Source organism: Idiomarina seosinensis, from assembly GCF_003987275.1.
GTDB lineage: Bacteria > Pseudomonadota > Gammaproteobacteria > Enterobacterales > Alteromonadaceae > Idiomarina > Idiomarina seosinensis.
Window position 1 is genome coordinate 283,359 of sequence record NZ_PIQF01000002.1, and the last position, 19,503, is coordinate 302,861.

A 19,503-nucleotide genomic window follows, 5' to 3' on the forward strand; every position below is an offset into this window, starting at 1 on the left:
ATGTGTCTTTGATCAGGTCCTATCTATCTCGCCAGTAACGCGACATTTCTACATATAAAAAAGATGCCGTCCAGGTAATCAAAACTAGCCCGGTCAAACTTTCTATACCAGTCAAAAACCGCAATTCACCGACTGGGGCAATATCACCAAAGCCCACCGTCGTGTATACCGTATAAGAGAAATAGAGGCTGTCGAGGTAGGAGCCGTCAAATGCCCCGGTTAAACGACCGAACAGTGAGTGATGGTGCATCAAGTAGTATGCGACAGCAAAGATAGCGACTTCGATACTATGAGCTATCAATGCCAGCAGCACCGCTATCCCCAGACGAAACTGGTTAAACAGTCGCAATTCCTTAAACAGCATACCAATGCGCTGTAACGCCTCGTAATGAAACGCGACAACAATAAGCACCACCAGACTATTGGCTAAAAACGAAATAATCACTGCCGTTTACTGTCCGCTAAGAAATTGAATAAACCGTAATATAATAATGGTACCACCACGACGGTAAGAATGGTGGATGCCGCCAACCCAAAGATTAATGAAATGGCTAAGCCATTAAATATCGGATCGCTTAGAATAAAGTAGGCCCCAATCATTGCAGATACAGCGGTTAATGCAATCGGTTTTAAGCGCACCGCGCCGGACAATACAACCGCGTCTTCAAGAGAGTACCCTTCGTCGATTAACTGGCGAATAAACACCACTAGTAAGATAGAGTTACGCACAATAATACCCGCCAGCGCGATCATCCCTATCATTGAGGTGGCGGTGAATTCTTTACCCAGTAGCCAGTGTCCAGGGAGAATACCAACCAGCGTTAAAGGTATTGGTGACATAATAATAAGCGGCATTAAATAAGATCTAAATTGTGCGACCAATAGCACAAATATCATAAATATTCCGACGCTGTAGGCGAGCCCCATATCTCGGAATGTCTCATAAGTGATTTGCCACTCACCGTCCCATTTTATCGCGACCGGGCCTGTTGCTGACGGTTGGTTAATATAAAACTGTTCCGGTGGATTATCCATTTCTTCAATCAGCGACACCAGTTCAAACATTCCATAAATCGGTGAGTCAGTTTCGCCAGCCATATTCGCCTCAACATAAGTCACCGGCTTTAAGTCTTTATGGTAGCGACTACGCGGCCAACGATCAGTTTCGATCTGAGCAACAGTCGACAGCGGAATCATAGTGCCATCTTGTGCCCTTAACTGCAGCGACAGAATCTGTTGTCGTTGAGCTTTTGCCCCGTCTTCTAATTGCACCAAAATTGGCACTGCGTATTTCGCAGTATCTTTGTGTAAATAACCTGCGGGTTGCGCATTAATCAATAAGCTTAGCGCCTGAGTGACCTGTGACTGTGCAATACCTAGTTGTGCTGCGCGTTGTCGATCGACCTCCAGCAGCCAACGTTCAACATTGTCGGTGACCGACGTATCGGTATCGACCAAGCCATCAACCTGCGCCATTTTGCTCAACAAGGTCTCAGCCAGTTCTATTTGCTGCTGGCCAGTTCCACCGTAGATTTCAGCGACAATAGGAGCAAATACGGGGGGCCCGGGCGGTACTTCGACAACTTTTAGTGCTGCGCCATAAGGCTTAGCAATTGCAACTAAGTCTGCTCGAATTTCACGGGCGATTTGATGAGAAGATCGCTGGCGATCCTCCTTGTTTTTTAAGTTGACCTGGATATCACCCTGACTTGGCTGACTCCGCAAATAATACTGGCGTACTAAGCCATTAAAATTAATGGGTGAAGCAGTACCGGCGTATGCTTGCCAGTTTTCTACTTCGTCAACGGTCGACAAATAATTACCCAGTTGCAGTTGCAGTCTCTGGGTTTCCTCCATCGCTGCATCGTCGGGCATATCAACGACCACCTGCAGTTCAGACTTATTGTCGAACGGCAACATTTTTAAAACTACCCCTTTGAATACAGGTAACAACATCACCGCTAACAGCAAGATAAAGACTCCGGCACCAAACAACGCGCGTCGGCCTCGATGCTGCTTGCCCAGCAACGGCCGAAGTATTTTCTCAAAAATGCTTTTTAACTTATCGGAAACGCCAGCGGCTGAATCGCTGTCGTCTCTGCTGTCTTTGCCGCGTTCGCCATTAAGTAATCGCAAAGCCAGCCAGGGAGCTACAATAAAGGCAATAAGTTGAGAGAACACCATTCCCGCAGAGGCATTAATAGGAATCGGGCTCATATACGGACCCATTAGACCACTGACAAAGGCCATTGGTATCAATGCCGCCATTATCGTTAAAGTGGCCATGATGGTAGGCGAACCAACTTCGTCGACCGCTTTAGGGATAACCTCTGGTAACGGCTTGGTCGAGTTACGAATACGCCGATGAATATTCTCGGTAATAACGATACCGTCATCGACCAGGATGCCAATTGAAAAAATCAGCGCAAACAGTGACACTCGATTAAGGGTAAAACCCCAAAACCAGCTGAACACCAGGGTGAGCAATAACGTAACCAATACCGCAGTGCCGACTATAGCAGCTTGTCGCCAGCCCATCGTCAAAAGCACCAGCACAATAACGGAAATTGTGGCTGATATCAGATCCGAGACTAGTTGATTAAATTTATCAGTGGCCGTCTTACCATAATCTCGAGTAATCGCGACCTCAACATCGACTGGCAGTATCTTGTTTTTAAGCTCAGCTAATTTCGCGCGGACGGCGTCGGTTATATCGATAGCATTTTCGCCAGGCTTCTTCGATATAGCGATGGTCACGGCCGGATAAACCTCTTGTTCCTGTAATCCGCCCATTAATAATGACTGATTAATCGGACTGCCGCTGTCAGCAATTGTCGCCACATCGCTAAAATAAATTGGCTTGCCGTCCGCCGTACCGACAACCAACTGTTTCAAATCTTGCAGGTCATTCAAAAAGCCACCTGCCTGAAATGGGATCGCCAGTCCGTCTTTGATAATTCGGCTTTCTTGAGCCGAATTATTGCCCGCATCAATAGCCTGCTTAATATCGGCAACCGTTAGACCGTAGCCCGCTAATTTTGCAACCTCAACTCTCGCATTAACATGTTGCCGCGCGGCGCCGTGAGTTTTTATATCTCGAGTGCCTGGTATTTGCTTTAACGCAATCTCCAGACGATGGGCTAATGCAGTCAGCTGCTCAGCGCTGGTTAAAGTATCCTCGTCGTACAGTGTCAACGTCATTATCGGAACGTCGTCAATACTTCTAGGCTTTACCAGCGGCTGCATGACCCCGAGAGAGGGCGGAAACCAATCCTTATTTGACTGAATTTTGTTGTAAAGCCGCACCAGAGCTTGCTGACGAGGAATACCAACATTAAACTGGACGGTAAGCACCGCCTGTCCGGCACGCGATACCGTATAGATATGTTCAACCCCGGACATTTCGCTTAATATTTGTTCACCCGGGATGGCGATCAGTTGCTCCACCTGCTTTGCCGAAGCTCCCGGAAAACCAACAAAGACATCAGCCATCGTCACGTCAATTTGCGGTTCTTCCTCCTTCGGTGTAATCATTACAGCAACAATGCCCAGAACGATACCGAGCAGGCATATTAAGGGCGTGAGTTCAGAGCGCTGGAATACGCCAGCGATAACGCCGGAGGGACCGAGCCGCGTGTCTTTATCAGTCATTTGACAGGCCCTCTGCCAGTGTTACCACTTGCTCGCCAACCTCCAGGCCACTTAGTATTTCGACTTGATCCGCTATTTTGTCACCGGTTCTAATCTGCCGTAGTTGGTTCTCTCCCGCTTCGGTTCTGACATAAACGGCTCGCAATTCGCCACGCTCGAGCACCGCAGACGCTGGAATTTGTAATACCTCACGTTCACCAACCGCAACGTTAACTTTTACTAACATCCCCGGAAACAGAGAACCATCAGAATTAGTTAAATTAAGTCTTAACCTGAAGGTATGAGAACGTTCATCGGCATAGGGATAAAAAGTCATTGACCCGATAGTTAAAATTTTTCCAGCAGACGTTTCTATCTGCGCCTGTTGACGCTCACGAACATACTGAGCGTAGCTTTGCGGTAGTTCGGTCACCACACGCAGGTGCTCTAACGATAAACCGCTCATCAGTGGCTGGCCCGGTTGGACCGACTCACCCAACTCAACAAAACGTTCCGTCACTATTCCCGCATAGGGTGCTTCTACACGGGTGTAGCTTAGCTGTTTTTTTGCCTCATCAAGCGCCGCACTTGCCTCAGCAGCCATGGCTTTGCTGGTTTCAAGTTGAGTACTTGCTTGATCAAGCTCAGCCTGAGACGCAACCTGTTGCGCAGCCAGATTACTGATACGCCGGTAGCGTCGCTCTGCGTCAGTGACTGTCGCTCGTGCGCTTTCCAAATTGGCCTGAGCACGATTTAACCGAGCTCGTTGCTCAGTATCATCCAGTCGGACAATTAACTCACCAGCAGCTACGGGATCGTCGACATCAACCGGCAATTCTACGACAGTGCCTGCGGTCTGAGCTGAAACGGTGCTCTGCTGGATTGCTTCGACCACGCCTTCCAGCTCTATCTTGTCAGTGACTCTGCTGTTAACAACGTCAACCGTTTGCTGGGCACTCGCGTCAGCCGAAAGAACAACAGCCAGCAAAGTTGTGATCAAACCGAACATTTTCATGATTATTCCTGAGCACCATTAAAGGATTAAATTTAAGAAAATTATATTATGCTTTTTTATAAACTGATGCTATCACTGATTTAGCCAATACTCCAGTGGTTGTGGACGCCCTAATAAGTAGCCTTGGTAACGCTTACAGCCAAGCGTCAATAGCTTTTGCCGCTGTTCGTCAGTCTCAACGCCTTCGGCCAAGACCTCTAGTCCGAGGCTTTTAGCAAGAGCAATAATGGTTCGAACGATAGCGGCATCATGCGCATCGTTGAGTAAATCTCTAACAAACGACTGGTCTATCTTAAGCTGCCTTAATGGTAGTCGTTTAAGGTAACTTAACGAGGAATAACCCGTACCAAAGTCGTCCAGAGAAAACTGTAGCCCTTGGTTGTTCAATACATCCATTAATTCAGCGGTACCTTCAATATCGTCCACCAAAATGTTCTCTGTGAGTTCCAGTTCAAGATTTTTTGCATAAGGCGAATTAGATAAAAGTTGCTCAAGTTCTTGTAAAAAATTGGATTGTTTGAACTGACTCGCACTGACATTCACTGCCACGGTACACCGCTGATATTCTGACCGTGTCTGTAATCGCTGAAGCGCTGCTACCGACTGTTCTAACACCAACGAATGCAACGCCGGCATTTGTCCTGTTAGCTCCGCTACTGGAATAAACTCAGCAGGAGAGACGGTGCCCAATTGTTTATGTTGCCAACGTAGCAGCGCCTCAAAGCCAATACATTCGGTATTCGATCCCCTTTGTTCAAATTGAGGCTGTAGATAAATGACGAGATCTTTATGTTGAATCGCTAAGCGCAGCTCGTTTTCTAAACGCAACTGACGATTAAAGGCATGTTGCAGGCCTTGATTAAAGAATTGGGTGACTCCACCTCCCATTGATTTGGCTTTGGACATTGCCAAATCGACGGCTTTAAGCAGCGAATCTGCTGTGGTTGACTCATCAAAGAAGCTAACCCCCAGACTAACGGAGACGCCTTGTGTTTTAGCACCAAGTTGGTACGGCTGATCTAATTGTGAACGGAATTGTTGAAGACGCTGCTGCAGATAATTTTGTCGTGTTTCATGTTCAACCGGTAATTGTTGCAGCAGGATAAAGAATTCATCGGAGGCAAGTCGTCCCGCCAACTCGTGCGGCTGCATAACCTGCTCCAAACGCGACGCAAACTGCTGTAGCAGTATGTCACCCAACTCGTGACCCAGTGCGTCATTAATGTTTTTGAATTTATCAATATCCAGCACAACCAACGCATTCTCTCGTTGCGAATCGCTATGTTGGTATAAGTAATCTACTTTCTCCAGCAATAGCCGTCGGTTTGCCAACCCAGTTAATACGTCAAAATAGGCAAGCTCTTCGAGCTGGCTTTTTAGTTCTTCATACTCTGAAATGTCAGTCGAAATACCGCATAGCCCAATAGTTTTACCCTTGCTATCTTGCAAGGCGACCTTAACTGACCAAAATGCACGTTGAGTCGATTCTCCGGGAATTTGATTAAACTCGTGACGAGCCATTCGCCGGCCAGTTTTTATGACCTGTTGATCATTATCAGCTAATTGCTGCGCCGTTTCCTTTGCGAAGAAATCGCTGTCTTTCAGGCCGATAATTTCCTCAGCCCTACGTCCAAAAAGCTCCGCTACTTTTTTATTCACATACTGATATTTAAGTTCTGGGTTTTTTATAAATATATAAGCATCGACACTATTTAATATGGTCTCAAGCTTGTGTTCACTGTCCGACAATGCTCTGGTTTTTTCCTTAACTGCTTTCTTTAACAGCCGGTTAAACGCAAGCAAAAATAGACTCAGCAGTAACAATGCCGCTCCTACTGGCCAAACCCAGTTGGGCAGCACAAAAGATTCAGGCTGCGCATTCCAGCGATCCAGAATATTGTAGTAGACGGAATCCGAGTCAGACTTTAACTGAATTAATTCATTATCGATGGCCGCCAGCAGATCCCCATTTTTTCCGGCTGCGGTGGCAAAGTAGAGTTTATTAGGAAGAAACATAATCGGCGTCATAGCCACTGACGACTGAGCCACCTGTTGATTACCGTAGAACTGATTAGTCGCTACAGCATCAACCTTTCCATCTTTAATGGCTGCAAAACCCTCGGCGTATGAATCAACAAAAAACATGTCGATTTCTAAATCGAAACTGCTCGCCAAATTGTTTAAGTATTTTTGCTGTACTGAATCACTCAGCACGGCCACTCGCTTACCTTCCAGATCAAGTAAGCTACTGATCTGCTGTCCTGCCGACGCATACAGTTGAGACCAGCTTAATAGAGCGGGCTCCTGGTGAAAGTCGAAGAGCTGTCGCCGACTTGGCTCATCAGCAACGTCCGGCAACAAGTCCAGTTGACCGTCTTGCAGCCATTCAAGACACTGACTCCAATGACATTCTCTAACGGTTATTTCCCAATCATGTTGTTGTGCTATATGAGTTAGCAAGTCACCATGAATGCCACTTATTGTTTCATCAGCCAAAAATAGCTTGGGCGGATTATGATAAACCCCGACGACGACCTCTCGTGATTGGCTATGGGCAGCATTACTAAAACCTGTCGTCAGCAGCAACAGCAACAACCACACACTGACACTAATCGTCTTCAATTCGCCTCCGGCTTATCCGTTTACAATTTGTTCACAAATGTACTATAGCCAGCTGCAGGATTTTAGCCAATAGCATACAATGTAAAGTACGTTGTTTACCCCAATATAAGCACTCGAACTTTATGGCAAAAGCAAACCTAATTACCCGCGCAGGTTATCAAAAACTAGAGCAAGAGTTACGCGATCTGTGGCGAGTTGAGCGACGGGAAACCGTCGAAAAAGTTTCTTGGGCAGCAAGCCTTGGGGATCGGAGCGAAAACGCCGACTACAAGTACAATAAAGCGAAGCTCCGTAAAATAGACAGCCGCATCCGCTATTTATCGAAAAGGCTGGATCAGGTTAAGGTGGTGGACTATTCACCACAGCAGGATGGCAAAGTCTTCTTTGGCGCATTTGTCGAAGTGGAGAGCGATACTGGTGATATCCGGCGTTTTCAAATCGTTGGGCCTGATGAAATTTATCAACAAGCGAAGGTAATTTCTATTGACTCTCCAATGGCCCGCGCGTTGCTGAAAAAAACCGTTGATGATGAGGCTTCAGTGACAACTCCAAAGGGCGAACAACTATGGTACATCAATAAAATTCAGTACCAACCGTTCGCTGCCGAGTGAGTATGGTAAACTTCGCGCAATCGTTAATTAAGAGAGATGCTATGAACCTAATACGTCAGCAGTTAGCCAACGAACTTAATGTGCAGCAACAACAAATCCAGAGCGTGATCGAGCTACTGGACGGTGGCTCGACGGTGCCATTTATTGCCCGTTACCGAAAAGAAGTCACCGGAGGTCTGGATGACTCGCAGTTACGCCAGCTAGAGCAACGCCTGGTTTATTTGCGAGAACTGGAAGACCGACGCAAGGTTATTATTCGTTCGATCGACGAGCAGCAAAAACTCTCGCCTGAGTTAGAACAAAAAATAAATGCGGCAGAAACCAAAACCGAGCTCGAAGACCTTTATTTGCCTTATAAGCCAAAGCGTCGCACCAAAGGTCAAATAGCCATAGAAGCGGGTCTGCAACCGGTAGCCGATTTACTCTGGAGCAATCCCGAACAGCAGCCTGAACAGGTTGCCGACGATTACATCGATAGCGAAAAAGGTTTCGCGGACAAAAAATCGGTATTAGATGGAGCTCGCGCCATTTTGATGGAGCGGTTTGCCGAACAGGCAGATTTGCTTAAACGACTGCGCCAGTATTTGTGGCAGAACGGTCACTTGACCGCTTCGGTGGTAAAAGGCAAAGAAAAAGAAGGTGCTAAGTTTCGCGATTACTTTGATTTTAGTGAAGCCTTAAACAAAATTCCGTCACACCGTGCATTGGCTTTATTCCGGGGCCGTAACGAAGGTTTTTTACAGCTTACCCTCGATGCGGATCCAGGCAGCGAGGCGACCGAAGGCTCTCAAGCCGAAACGATAGTCGCGGATTACCTGCAATTTGAACACCAACAGCGACCCGCCGATGATTGGCGGCTGCAGGTGGTACAGTGGACATGGCGGGTAAAACTGTCGCTACACATGGAAACAGAGTTGATGGGAAAAATTCGCGAATCAGCGGAAGCTGCCGCCATTCAGGTTTTTGCCAGCAACTTGAAAGACTTATTAATGGCAGCACCGGCTGGGGCTAAACGGACTATGGGTCTGGATCCCGGCGTTCGCACTGGTATTAAAGTTGCGGTAGTTGACGAGACGGGTAAGACCCTCGGCACCAATACGGTATTTCCTTTCCAACCCCAAAATCAGGTCGACAAGGCCATTCGAACTCTGGCCGGTATGTGTAAACAACATAAGGTTGAACTGATCAGTATTGGCAACGGAACTCACTCCCGGGAGACCGATAAACTGATCGCCGACATGTTGAAACAAAATCCTGAAGTAAAAGCCACCAAAGTCATGGTGAACGAAGCCGGCGCTTCGGTCTATTCGGCCTCCGAATTGGCCGCCCAAGAGTTTCCTGATATGGACGTATCCTTGCGTGGCGCGGTCTCTATTGCCCGCCGGCTGCAAGATCCCCTGGCTGAGCTAGTCAAAATTGAACCCAAATCTATCGGTGTTGGCCAGTACCAACACGATGTCAGCCAATCACAGCTTGCACAAAGCCTTGATGCTGTTGTCGAAGATTGCGTTAACGCCGTTGGGGTCGACGTGAATATGGCCTCGGTACCACTATTACAGCGCGTCTCCGGGTTATCTAAAACGCTCGCCAAAAACATCGTGACGTTCCGTGATCAGCAAGGTGCATTTAAGTCTCGAAAACAACTCCTCGATGTTCCCCGCATGGGTCCAAAAGCGTTTGAGCAGGCCGCTGGCTTTCTTCGCATTCCTAATGGCGATCAGCCGCTTGATTCATCGGCAGTGCACCCTGAAGCTTATTCGGTTGTTGAACAGATTGCCAGCGACAATCAGGTACCATTGGGAGAGCTTATTGGCAATCACACACTGCTGACTCAACTAGATCCAGCGAATTACGTTGATGATAATTTTGGATTACCTACGATTACAGATATTCTTGTAGAGTTGGATAAGCCTGGTCGAGATCCTCGTCCTGAGTTTAAAACAGCCAATTTTAAAGATGGCGTAGAAAAAGTAGCAGACCTGAAAACCGATATGATCCTGGAAGGAGTTGTGACTAATGTTGCCAATTTCGGCGCGTTCGTCGATGTCGGGGTGCATCAAGATGGATTAGTCCACATTTCTGCCCTCTCGAACAAGTTTGTCAGTGACCCGCGCGATATCGTGAAGGCCGGAGATATCGTAAAAGTGAAAGTCATTGAACTGGATCTGGAAAGAAACAGAATCAGCCTAACCATGAAATTGGATGAAAAAGCCAGTGAACCGGCTCAAAAGCCAAAATCGGCGACTAAAAAGCAGCATTCATCACGCAATAATGGTGCTAAGCGGGATAACAAGCAGCCGGTTAACTCAGCGATGGGAAGTGCCCTTGCTGACGCCTTCGCGAAGGCTAAGAAGGACTAGTCTAGGCTGTAGCAGCAAAGCCCGTTTCTGACGGGCTGACGCGCTGCTGGTAAAAACTGGCGATCATTTCTCCACGTTCCGGAGCCGACAAAGTCTTTCGTTCGGAGCTCACACTTGGTTCACTATCTGAACTCGCTTCTTTGCCATCCCCTTGCCCTTCAAGAGATTTGGTTACCGGTCCCTGGACCTTGCTTTCGTTGTCAGAACCAGAGTTTTCAGCTCGTTCGGATTCCACAGGGTTGTTTTGTTGAGCTAACTCGGCTCGTGCCTGTGATGCCTTGGTCGAGGCCTCTGCGGCAATAGAGCGATCGGCTGCTGAGGGTTCTGCCGGCGCCAAGGCTGCTCGGCGGACAACCGTCATCTTTTGTATAGTCGCTTGCGGGTCGCCTGGTACCACACTAATATCAATGGGTACTTCACCACCGACAGCATAAGACTTTCCGTTCGGCCCTCTCTCATATTCGTAACTTGGGCTGCCAGCATACTGTCCACCGACCGCGGCATGTGCTTGCTCGTGATTCCTAACTTCAGTATCACGACTTTCGAGCTCACGCACTTCCTGCTGGATCTGTTGCTGTTCTCTCGGCGTCCGCTCAGATTCCTGCTTATTTTCAGCAGGACGACTATCTTGTCTTTCTGAGGTACGTTCAGCTTTTGAGGAATCTTGTGAGGACTGCTTTTTATCAGTGGCCGAGCCATTTTCTGCCGAAGCGGGTGACTCTGTAATCAGAGAGCGTTGCTGATTATCACGACCAACGAATTCCGACGCAGGCATCGGCGATGTTGGGATTGTCGGTAACGCGGTCGTGATATTCATGGGCTATTCCATGAGAGTAAAAGTAATTCAGTGCCTAAACACTTGTATCTATCATTGTGCCGAGCATTTCATCAGCAGTTTCCACAGTTTGAGCGCTAGACTCAAAACTGGTTTCACCTTGTTGTAGTGACACCAAAGAATCCGTCGACGTATTCGCGGTCACTGCCTGACTCGTTTCACTGGCCGTTTCTGTTGCAGCTACTGCACCACTATTTTGCGCGGCACCTTGTTGCTGAACATCATTGCGACCACTTGCGTTCGCTATTTCTGCACTGGCTTCTGAAACTTGCTGGCTTGCACGCTGGAGACCTTGAAGTCCCGCGTTCATTGCACCATTAATTTCCATAAACATCTCCAGTTACTGCTGCTGATTTAATCAATAGTATTGTACAAAAAGCGTTCGCTAGCAAGTTTTTTGTGCAAAAAGCACCCATCTAAGCATGCTGTTTTATTTGCGTTACTAACTGTCTCCAGTGACGCTTTTGTTGTTCAACAGAGCGTTGCAACTCTTCTACCTGTGCCTTCAAAGCGTCCATATTGACTTGCTCACGCAGGTGTTGAGCCTTGCTGTCCAACAGCTTCTTGCGCGCTTGATAATAACTCCGCAATTGTACCGCCATTTCATCATAATGTTGCTGGGCTTTCTCAAGCAAGGTTGGCGGCGCTTTATGCGCTTTCATTTGTAGCCGCTGTAACTGCATTTGCAATTTAGCTTTTTCGACCTGGTAACCGGAACTACGCTTTAATCCGGACGCTAATCCTAACCAGGAAAACGCACGGATAAGCCATTTTGTCGGGTCGAACTGCCACCAACGAATCCCGTTACGATAATCCGCAGAAAAAATATGATGGTAATTATGGTAACCCTCACCAAAGGTCAAAAACGCCAGCACACCATTATCCCGCGCCGAGTTTTTGTCCGTATACGGCTGAGAGCCCCATACATGGGCTAAAGAGTTAATAAAGAATGTCGTGTGATGGTTCAATACTAAACGTAGCACACCAACCACCAACAGCCCGGCCCATACGTCACCCAGCATTAGGCCTGCGACAACTGGCCAGCCAAAATTAAGCAATAAAGTTAGCGACAAATAATGCCGGTGTTGCCACATTACTATTGGATCTTTCTGCAGATCTTTTACATTGTTGTAATCACTATATCGGCTCGCATCATATTCGCGAAGCATCCAGCCAATATGAGAGTACCAAAAGCCGCGCTTCGCAGAATAGGGGTCCCTGTCATTATCGTCCACATGGGTATGGTGTACGCGGTGATCAGATGACCAATGAAGTGCACTGTTTTGTATTGCTAAGGCACCGCCGATAGCAAAAATAAAGCGCACCACCGGATGGGCATTGTAAGTGCGATGAGACCACAACCTATGATAACCGGCTGTTATCGAGATTCCGGCAAAGCAAAGCGTGCCAAACATTACCCACCAAAAAGAGCCATCAATGCCGACTGCCATGGCGTACCAGGGCACGGCTACGGCCGCAATCACAAAAGTGATGAGAAAAACTAAGGTATTTAACCAGATGATGGGGGGTTTTGCGTTATTTTCTGTCATTAACTGTATTGCCTGTTTACTACTTTGAAATACGGTACGATTATTAGCGTACAACCGTACGCTGAATTTAAGCCTTTTCTACTCAAAATACAAGCAATATTTGTGTAAAATCCTATGTTAGGATTAGTAAATTAGTACCAATCTGTTTAGCAAAAGTGAGCAACTGGGTGGGCAAACAATTAGTCAACGGCGTTCGGGCGCAGCAAAAAGAAAAAACTCGACGAGCCTTAATTAACGCGGCAATGAATCAGCTAAGCGCAGAAATAGGTTTCTCCAGCCTCAGTCTGCGAGAGGTTGCCCGAGAAGCTAATATAGCGCCAACCTCTTTTTACCGGCATTTTCGCAATATGGATGAACTTGGCCTGACACTTGTCGATGAATGCGGTCTTACGTTACGCCAATTGCTACGACAAGCTCGCCAACAAATCGACAAAGGTGGCTCAATCATTCGTGTTTCGATTGAGACATTTATGCAATATGTAGCCAGCAACACCGCCATTTTTAGGCTACTTCTGCAAGAACGCACAGGTCGTTCAAGGGAGTTTCGAAACGCCGTAGAGCGTGAACTGGAACACTTCAAAGCGGAACTCGAAGACTATCTAATTAACGAGCAAGACTTTAATGTCGAGTTGGCAGAGTTGCAATCAGACGCTATTGTAAAAATCGTTTTTAGTGCCGGGGCTGACTGTTTTGATGTTAATGATGAGGAGCGCCAGCAAATTGCTGAAGCAACAATTCAACAGGTCCGGCTAGTTGCTCGCGGTGCAGAGGCAACAAGGAAATTAACTCAATCAACACAACAATTAAAAAGTAGCTAAAACCAGGAGCAGAAATATGATGTTTAGAACTCTTGCCGGCGTTGGGTTGCTGGCGTTTGCTGTTACCGGGCAGGCGCGAGAAATGACGCTGCTAGAAACAGTGACCGCGGAATCCGTGGCCAGTGTCGATTTATCCCCTGACGGGCAATATACGGCAGTCTTGAAATACATTCCAAGAACCCCTTATGAGGATGACGATGGCTCCGGTTATACAGAGTTGGCGCTTATCGACCAACAGGGACAGGAGCGGATTTACTTAACACGCGACGAATCATTTTCTCGAGTTAGCTTTGGCCCCAATAGCCAATATCTTTACTTCACCGCAAAACGTGAAGATGATAAACACGCGGAACTTTACCGCATGCCGGTAGATGGCGGTGGTGTGCAATCTTTTTATGAATTCGAAGGCAACATCGGTTCCTACGATATTAGCGGCAACGGTAGCCAGCTTGTATTTATGTCATCCGGCAAGCCCGACAGTGATAAAGAAAAGCTAAGTAAGAAAGGCTTTAAAGCAGAGGTCTATGAAGAAGATCTCACCTACACTCACTTATACCATGTTGATTTGAACTCTGAAGAAAAAGCTGCGAAAAAGCTGTCCGCCGACGATCAACATATCCTTTCCGTAAAATTTCATCCAGATAATCAGCAGGTATTAGCCCGGGTAGCCCCGACGCCGCTAGTTGACGATAACTACATGAGCAGCCAATACCAACTGTTTGACTTAGAAGGTAACGTACAGCAGCGCTTTGAAACTGCCGGTAAGCTTGGACAGGCTGCATTTTCACCTGATGGTCGCTACCTTGCCTTAATAGCTGCGGCAAACTATAACGATCCATCAGCAGGCACACTGTTTGTCTGGGACCAGCAAAGCGGCGAAATGCGGAACGTATTGCCTGACTACCAAGGTTCAATTAAAGATTTTAATTGGCGAACAGACCAGGAGCTGGTGTGGTTAGGCCATCGCGGAACCGAGTCAGAAATACAAGCGTTAACGCTTAAATTTTTGGAAAACCGAGTGCTTGTTGAGCCAGGTGAAGCCATCTTTACCAGTATTGACGGCGAAGCGGGTATTGGTGACATTGTTTTACGCGGTAACCGCCCGGAGCACCCTAATGAGGCCTTCCGCTTATCCAGCAGTCAGCTTGAACGGTTAACAGTATCAAATCCATGGCTTGATGATGTGGCTATGCCTCGCCAGCAGACGATAACCTACAAAGCTCGTGACGGATTGGAATTGCAAGGTATTCTAGTTTATCCGACCGACTACCAGGCAGACAAACAATACCCCACGGTAATGGTTATTCATGGTGGTCCCGAGTCTCACTATAGTAACGGCTGGCTTGATCGCTATAGCGCCCCCGTTAAACACGCAGCAGCAAATGGGTACGCCTTGTTTTTCCCGAACTACAGAGGCAGCACAGGTCGCGGCGTCGAATTTTCAATGCTGAGCCAAAATGATTACGCTGGAAAAGAGTTCGATGACATTGTCGATGCAAAAAAACATTTGGTTGAACAAGGTATCGCCGATCCAGAGCGAGTCGGTATTACCGGTGGCTCCTATGGTGGCTATGCTTCAGCTTGGGGAGCGACCAAGCAAACCGAGCATTTCGCGGCGAGTGTGATGTTTGTCGGAATTAGTGACAATATTTCTAAATTTGGAACAACCGACATTGCCAAAGAAATGCATGCCGTTCACGCCCGCAGCTATCCGTGGGAGAAATGGCAATGGTACCTGGAACGCAGCCCAATTTACTATGCTGAGCAGGCACGCACACCAATCTTAATCATGCACGGCAAAGAAGATACCCGAGTGCACCCCTCACAGTCGATGGAACTGTATCGTTATCTGAAAACTCACGGCAATGTGCCGGTCCGTTTGGTACTCTATCCGGGAGAAGGACACGGCAATAGGAAAATGGCCGCGCAGTTGGATTACAGCATGCGAATGATGCGATGGATGGAACAGTTCCTGGTTGAGAAGGCAGAAACTAAACCGCCATTTGAGCTTCCTCACTTAGAAAACTTGAAGGCAAGCGACGAATAAACCATTAGGTTTAAAACAAAGCCCGTACTGTGCAACACAGTACGGGCTTTTTATTATCCTTTTATCGCCTGCCAAATATCTTTCCACTTAGGCTCTTTGCCGTAAAACTGGATACCCATGGTAAATAACCGACCGGCTACGTTTCGCATCCACACGACAAAAACAATGAGTAACGCCAAGCTTAGTAGCTGTTGCCACCAACTGACGTCCGTTTGTAGCAGCCTTACCGGCATCATCACAAACGATGAGATAGGAATAATACTCATCACTTGAGCTAAACCGCCGTCCGGGTTGTCGAGGATACTAAACGATAAAAATACCGGTAATAATGGCAACAACATAACAGAGCTGCGAGACGAGTGATTTGGGTCATCAATAGTTGCCGAAAAGCCAGCCAGCATTGAATTAATGAGAAGCAGCCCCAGCAATACAAAGATCACGGACAGCAGAGCACCATAATAACGATCAAACGTCGCTGAGTTATCACCAGCACCAGAAAACATCGAAGCCACAAAGCCAATGGCAATAAAGAACAACGCCAAAAACACCATAGACTTAATACTATGTAACGTAATACCCAGTATCTTTCCGTCCATCCATTGTTTTGGGCTAATCATGGTGAGCAGTTGTTCCGTTACGCGCTGCTGCTTTTCAGAGGTAATCGACATCATCATTAGACCGAAACCGGTGAATACACCAACAGTAATCGAAATTGTCACCAACATTGGCAGTGCTTCGCTAAACCCTTCGTCAGCGGCTTCATCAGCGTTAGCACTCTGGCTTTGAGTTACCTGCTCCACGTTAGGAACCTGCTCGACAACATCTCGTTGAGTGGGCGTTAGGTCCAATTGTTTGATGCGTTCATCCTGAAGTTGGCTTTCTAACGCCTTAATTAGCGGTTGCTGCCAATCTTCTTTCTTTCGCGTTACGACCTGCGCCTCAAGCTCCTTACTAATTATGACCAGTACATCAAGATCTTCTGGTAGGCTCTGTTGCCACTGTTCAATCTCCATCGAGCCGGCATCGCGCAACGGCACCGAGTGCGGGGGCTCAAACTGCCACTGCTGCTGTTGTTTGTCCTGGTAAAACACGGCGCCCTGATGCTCTTCGGAAAAAACCTCGGTTATAATTCCCCAACCGGCGCTCACCAGAAAAATAATCAGCAACAAGGCAATTGAGATGAGCTCCTGCTTCCATTTAAAAAAACGCTTAAACTCCCACCAGACAATAGTTTTTAACTGTGAAGACGTGGACATTACTGTTCCTCCCTGGTGGGCTTGCTTTGACGAATAGTATCGAGATATAGCTCGTGCAGGCCAGGTTTGCGCAGCGCAAAGCCCTGGATTTCACAAAGTTCAGAAAGCCGTGGCCATATACTGGCAGCATTGGCACTGCTATCCAGGGTAAGTTCTACTTCATGCTCATCAATCGGTGTCAGACACTCGATTTGTTCAATGCTGGCCCAGGCTGTCTGAGCTTTAAAGGCATCACATTGAACTCGGTACAAGCGTTTCGGTTGAAGGGTACTTCTGATTTCATCCAAAGTCCCCTGCGCCAGCGCCCTTCCCTCTGACATAAGCAGCATTTTATCGGCTAAACGTTCCACCAGGGCCATTTGATGAGCGCTTAACAAGACGGTTTTCCCTTGCTTCTTTAAGTCTCTTAAAACGTTGAGAACATGTTCCTGATTAACCGGATCAAGCCCCGAAAAAGGCTCGTCGAGGATCACTAAACTAGGATCGTGTAAAAGAGTAGATATTAGCTGTACTTTTTGCTGATTACCTTTCGACAACTGACGCATTGGTTCCTGCTGTCGATCCGTCAACTCAAAGTATTTAAGCCAATGTTCAATACGAGGAGCGTAAACCGACTTATCGAGGCCGCGCAATTTCGCAATATAAACTAAGTTATCGTTTACACTACGGTCTTGGTATAAGCCTCGATCTTCTGGCAGATAGGCGAAATGCTCTGGCCGCAACTGTATTTCAGCACCTTGCTCATTACTGATACTGATGGTTCCGTTATCAGGGGACGTTAGCCCAACCAACATTCTTACCAGAGAAGACTTGCCGGCACCATTGGGCCCGAGCAACGCGTGAATTTGTCCTGAACTAACGTGTAACGAAATCGCATCGACAGCCGTAACTGTTTTGTAGCGCTTACTAACCCTATCGATAGTTATATTCATGTTGCCAGCCTGTTATTAATGTCGGGCCTATAGTACCTAAGCAAAAAGGCCTGTAACAGGGTGTTACAGGCCTTTTATTTGTTTCAAAATGTGACTGCTGAGTTTTACAATTGAGGGCCCGCAGCGACTAATGCTTTACCATTTTCGGTGTCAGTAAACTTCTCAAAGTTGGCGACAAAGCGTTGTGCTAAGTCGCGAGCCCGAAGCTCCCACTCTTCCTTATCTTCGTAGGTGTTACGAGGATCCAAAATAGAGTTATCCTCAACACCAGCCAGGTCAGTAGGCATCGCCAGGTTAAAATGCGGCAGTTCAACCACTTCAGCATCCTCAATAGAACCATCTAAGATTGCATCAATGATAGCCCGTGTTGCTTTTATGGAGATACGCTTGCCGGTACCATTCCAACCGGTGTTCACTAAGTATGCTTCAGCGCCAGCTGCCTCCATCCGCTTAACTAAAACTTCAGCGTACTGGGTTGGGTGTAAGCTTAAAAATGCCGCCCCAAAACAACTTGAGAACGTTGGTGTTGGTTCTGTAACACCACGCTCAGTGCCAGCTAGCTTTGCCGTAAAGCCCGATAAAAAGTGGTATTGAGCCTGTTCTTTAGTTAATTTCGAAACTGGCGGTAATACACCAAAAGCGTCAGCCGTTAAAAAGATGACTTTCTTCGCATGTCCTGCTTTTGATACCGGCTTAACGATATTATCGATATGATAAATCGGGTATGAAACACGCGTATTTTCTGTCTTGGAGTTATCATCAAAGTCGACCGTGCCACCGTTGCCGACAGTCACATTCTCTAACAATGCATCACGGCGAATGGCATTATAGATGTCAGGTTCCGCTTCCTTCGACAAGTTGATTGTTTTAGCATAACAACCGCCCTCAAAGTTGAACACACCATCATCGTCCCAGCCATGTTCATCGTCGCCAATCAAAGCACGCTTAGGATCTGTCGATAAAGTCGTTTTACCGGTCCCGGAAAGGCCAAAGAAAACTACAACATCGCCCTTTTCTCCAACGTTTGCTGAACAATGCATTGAAGCAATACCCTGCAGTGGCAAAAAGTAGTTCATCATTGAGAACATACCTTTTTTCATTTCACCGCCATACCATGTGCCACCAATCAACTGAATTTTTTCAGTCAGGTTAAACGCCACAAAGTTTTCAGAGTTCAAGCCTTGCTCTTGCCAATCTGGGTTAATGCACTTAGCGCCGTTCATAACGACAAAATCTGGCTCAAAGGTTTCGAGTTCTTCGGCACTGGGGCGAATAAACATATTTTTTACAAAATGAGCCTGCCACGCCACTTCGGTGATAAAACGAACGGCCAGCCGAGTATCTTCATTGGCACCGCAATAGGTATCCACTACAAATAAACGTTTATCAGACAACTGTTCGGTGACCAGACCTTTTAAACTCGTCCAGGTCTCTTGCGACATTGGTTTGTTGTCATTTTTGCCTTGATCGGACCACCAGACGGTATCGCGAGTTGTATCGTCACGCACGATGTATTTATCTTTGGGAGAACGGCCGGTAAAAATTCCGGTGTCTACAGCAACAGCTCCCAGGTCAGTCACGGTTCCTTTTTCAAAGCCGTGCAAGTCATCACGAGTTTCTTCGGCGAATAGCACATCATAAGACGGGTTGTGAACAATTTCCTGGACGTTGGAGATGCCATAGCGGCTCAGATCCAAATTTGGCATGACGTAAGGCTCCTGAGAATACGGTCTTGTACGTTAACGTTAACTTACCGGATAGTGTAAGCCATCCTGGCTACGCTATCTTTGATTAAAATTCGGACGCGAATATTAGCGTTTATCGTAG

At 47.1% G+C, this 19,503-nt stretch carries 14 protein-coding genes; 4 read left to right on the forward strand and 10 right to left on the reverse strand.

Annotated elements, in window-relative coordinates:
* Window positions 1-19: 19 nt before the first annotated feature.
* The 4 genes from CWI81_RS07680 to CWI81_RS07695 form a co-directional block, all read right to left on the reverse strand.
* Entirely contained in the window at window positions 20-445 is a 426-nt protein-coding gene (locus CWI81_RS07680; RefSeq protein WP_126784723.1) for a potassium channel family protein, read from the reverse strand.
* Window positions 442-3,651, reverse strand: coding sequence for an efflux RND transporter permease subunit (locus CWI81_RS07685; RefSeq protein ID WP_126784724.1), 3,210 nt, complete (start codon window positions 3,649-3,651; stop codon window positions 442-444). Before CWI81_RS07685 ends, CWI81_RS07680 begins: the two co-directional genes overlap by 4 nt.
* The gene (locus CWI81_RS07690; RefSeq protein WP_126784725.1) at window positions 3,644-4,645 is read right to left on the reverse strand and encodes an efflux RND transporter periplasmic adaptor subunit; all 1,002 of its coding nucleotides are present in this window, start codon (window positions 4,643-4,645) and stop codon (window positions 3,644-3,646) included. Before CWI81_RS07690 ends, CWI81_RS07685 begins: the two co-directional genes overlap by 8 nt.
* 72 nt (window positions 4,646-4,717) lie before the next feature.
* Window positions 4,718-7,267, reverse strand: coding sequence for an EAL domain-containing protein (locus CWI81_RS07695; RefSeq protein WP_126784726.1), 2,550 nt, complete (start codon window positions 7,265-7,267; stop codon window positions 4,718-4,720).
* A 122-nt stretch (window positions 7,268-7,389) separates the two neighbouring features.
* On the opposite strand from CWI81_RS07695, the gene greB reads away from it, so the two are divergent.
* Together greB and CWI81_RS07705 are read left to right on the forward strand one after the other, a co-directional pair.
* Complete coding sequence (gene greB, locus CWI81_RS07700) at window positions 7,390-7,878, forward strand: transcription elongation factor GreB (protein ID WP_126784727.1); 489 nt, start codon at window positions 7,390-7,392, stop codon at window positions 7,876-7,878.
* Window positions 7,879-7,919: 41 nt separating this feature from the next.
* Window positions 7,920-10,238, forward strand: coding sequence for a Tex family protein (locus tag CWI81_RS07705; RefSeq protein WP_126784728.1), 2,319 nt, complete (start codon window positions 7,920-7,922; stop codon window positions 10,236-10,238).
* Between the two features lies 1 nt (window position 10,239).
* Here the strand turns inward: CWI81_RS07705 and CWI81_RS07710 are convergent, their stop codons facing one another.
* From CWI81_RS07710 to CWI81_RS07720, 3 genes are all read right to left on the reverse strand, one after another.
* Window positions 10,240-11,055: a putative metalloprotease CJM1_0395 family protein gene (locus CWI81_RS07710; RefSeq protein WP_241970386.1), complete on the reverse strand. Its 816-nt coding sequence runs from the start codon at window positions 11,053-11,055 to the stop codon at window positions 10,240-10,242.
* 34 nt (window positions 11,056-11,089) lie between these two features.
* Window positions 11,090-11,401 (reverse strand): flagellar basal body rod C-terminal domain-containing protein, encoded by a 312-nt coding sequence (locus CWI81_RS07715; RefSeq protein WP_126784729.1) that lies wholly within the window; start codon window positions 11,399-11,401, stop codon window positions 11,090-11,092.
* An 88-nt stretch (window positions 11,402-11,489) separates the two neighbouring features.
* Entirely contained in the window at window positions 11,490-12,623 is a 1,134-nt protein-coding gene (locus tag CWI81_RS07720) for an acyl-CoA desaturase (protein ID WP_126784730.1), read from the reverse strand.
* Between the two features lie 167 nt (window positions 12,624-12,790).
* Between CWI81_RS07720 and fabR the strand changes: the two genes are divergently transcribed.
* Window positions 12,791-13,441 carry an HTH-type transcriptional repressor FabR gene (gene fabR / locus CWI81_RS07725; protein WP_126784731.1) on the forward strand — a complete coding sequence of 217 codons (651 nt, stop codon included), beginning with the start codon at window positions 12,791-12,793 and terminating at the stop codon, window positions 13,439-13,441.
* 16 nt (window positions 13,442-13,457) lie between these two features.
* Window positions 13,458-15,488, forward strand: coding sequence for a S9 family peptidase (locus CWI81_RS07730; protein ID WP_126784732.1), 2,031 nt, complete (start codon window positions 13,458-13,460; stop codon window positions 15,486-15,488).
* A 53-nt stretch (window positions 15,489-15,541) separates the two neighbouring features.
* Here CWI81_RS07730 and CWI81_RS07735 read toward each other — a convergent pair whose 3' ends face one another.
* The 3 genes from CWI81_RS07735 to pckA all read right to left on the reverse strand — a co-directional run bounded on the left by CWI81_RS07735 (window position 15,542) and on the right by pckA (window position 19,382).
* Window positions 15,542-16,744: an ABC transporter permease gene (locus CWI81_RS07735; protein WP_126784733.1), complete on the reverse strand. Its 1,203-nt coding sequence runs from the start codon at window positions 16,742-16,744 to the stop codon at window positions 15,542-15,544.
* The gene (locus CWI81_RS07740) at window positions 16,744-17,676 is read right to left on the reverse strand and encodes an ABC transporter ATP-binding protein (protein ID WP_126784734.1); all 933 of its coding nucleotides are present in this window, start codon (window positions 17,674-17,676) and stop codon (window positions 16,744-16,746) included. Before CWI81_RS07740 ends, CWI81_RS07735 begins: the two co-directional genes overlap by 1 nt.
* Before the next feature lie 104 nt (window positions 17,677-17,780).
* Window positions 17,781-19,382: a phosphoenolpyruvate carboxykinase (ATP) gene (gene pckA / locus CWI81_RS07745; RefSeq protein ID WP_126784735.1), complete on the reverse strand. Its 1,602-nt coding sequence runs from the start codon at window positions 19,380-19,382 to the stop codon at window positions 17,781-17,783.
* Window positions 19,383-19,503 lie beyond the last annotated feature (121 nt).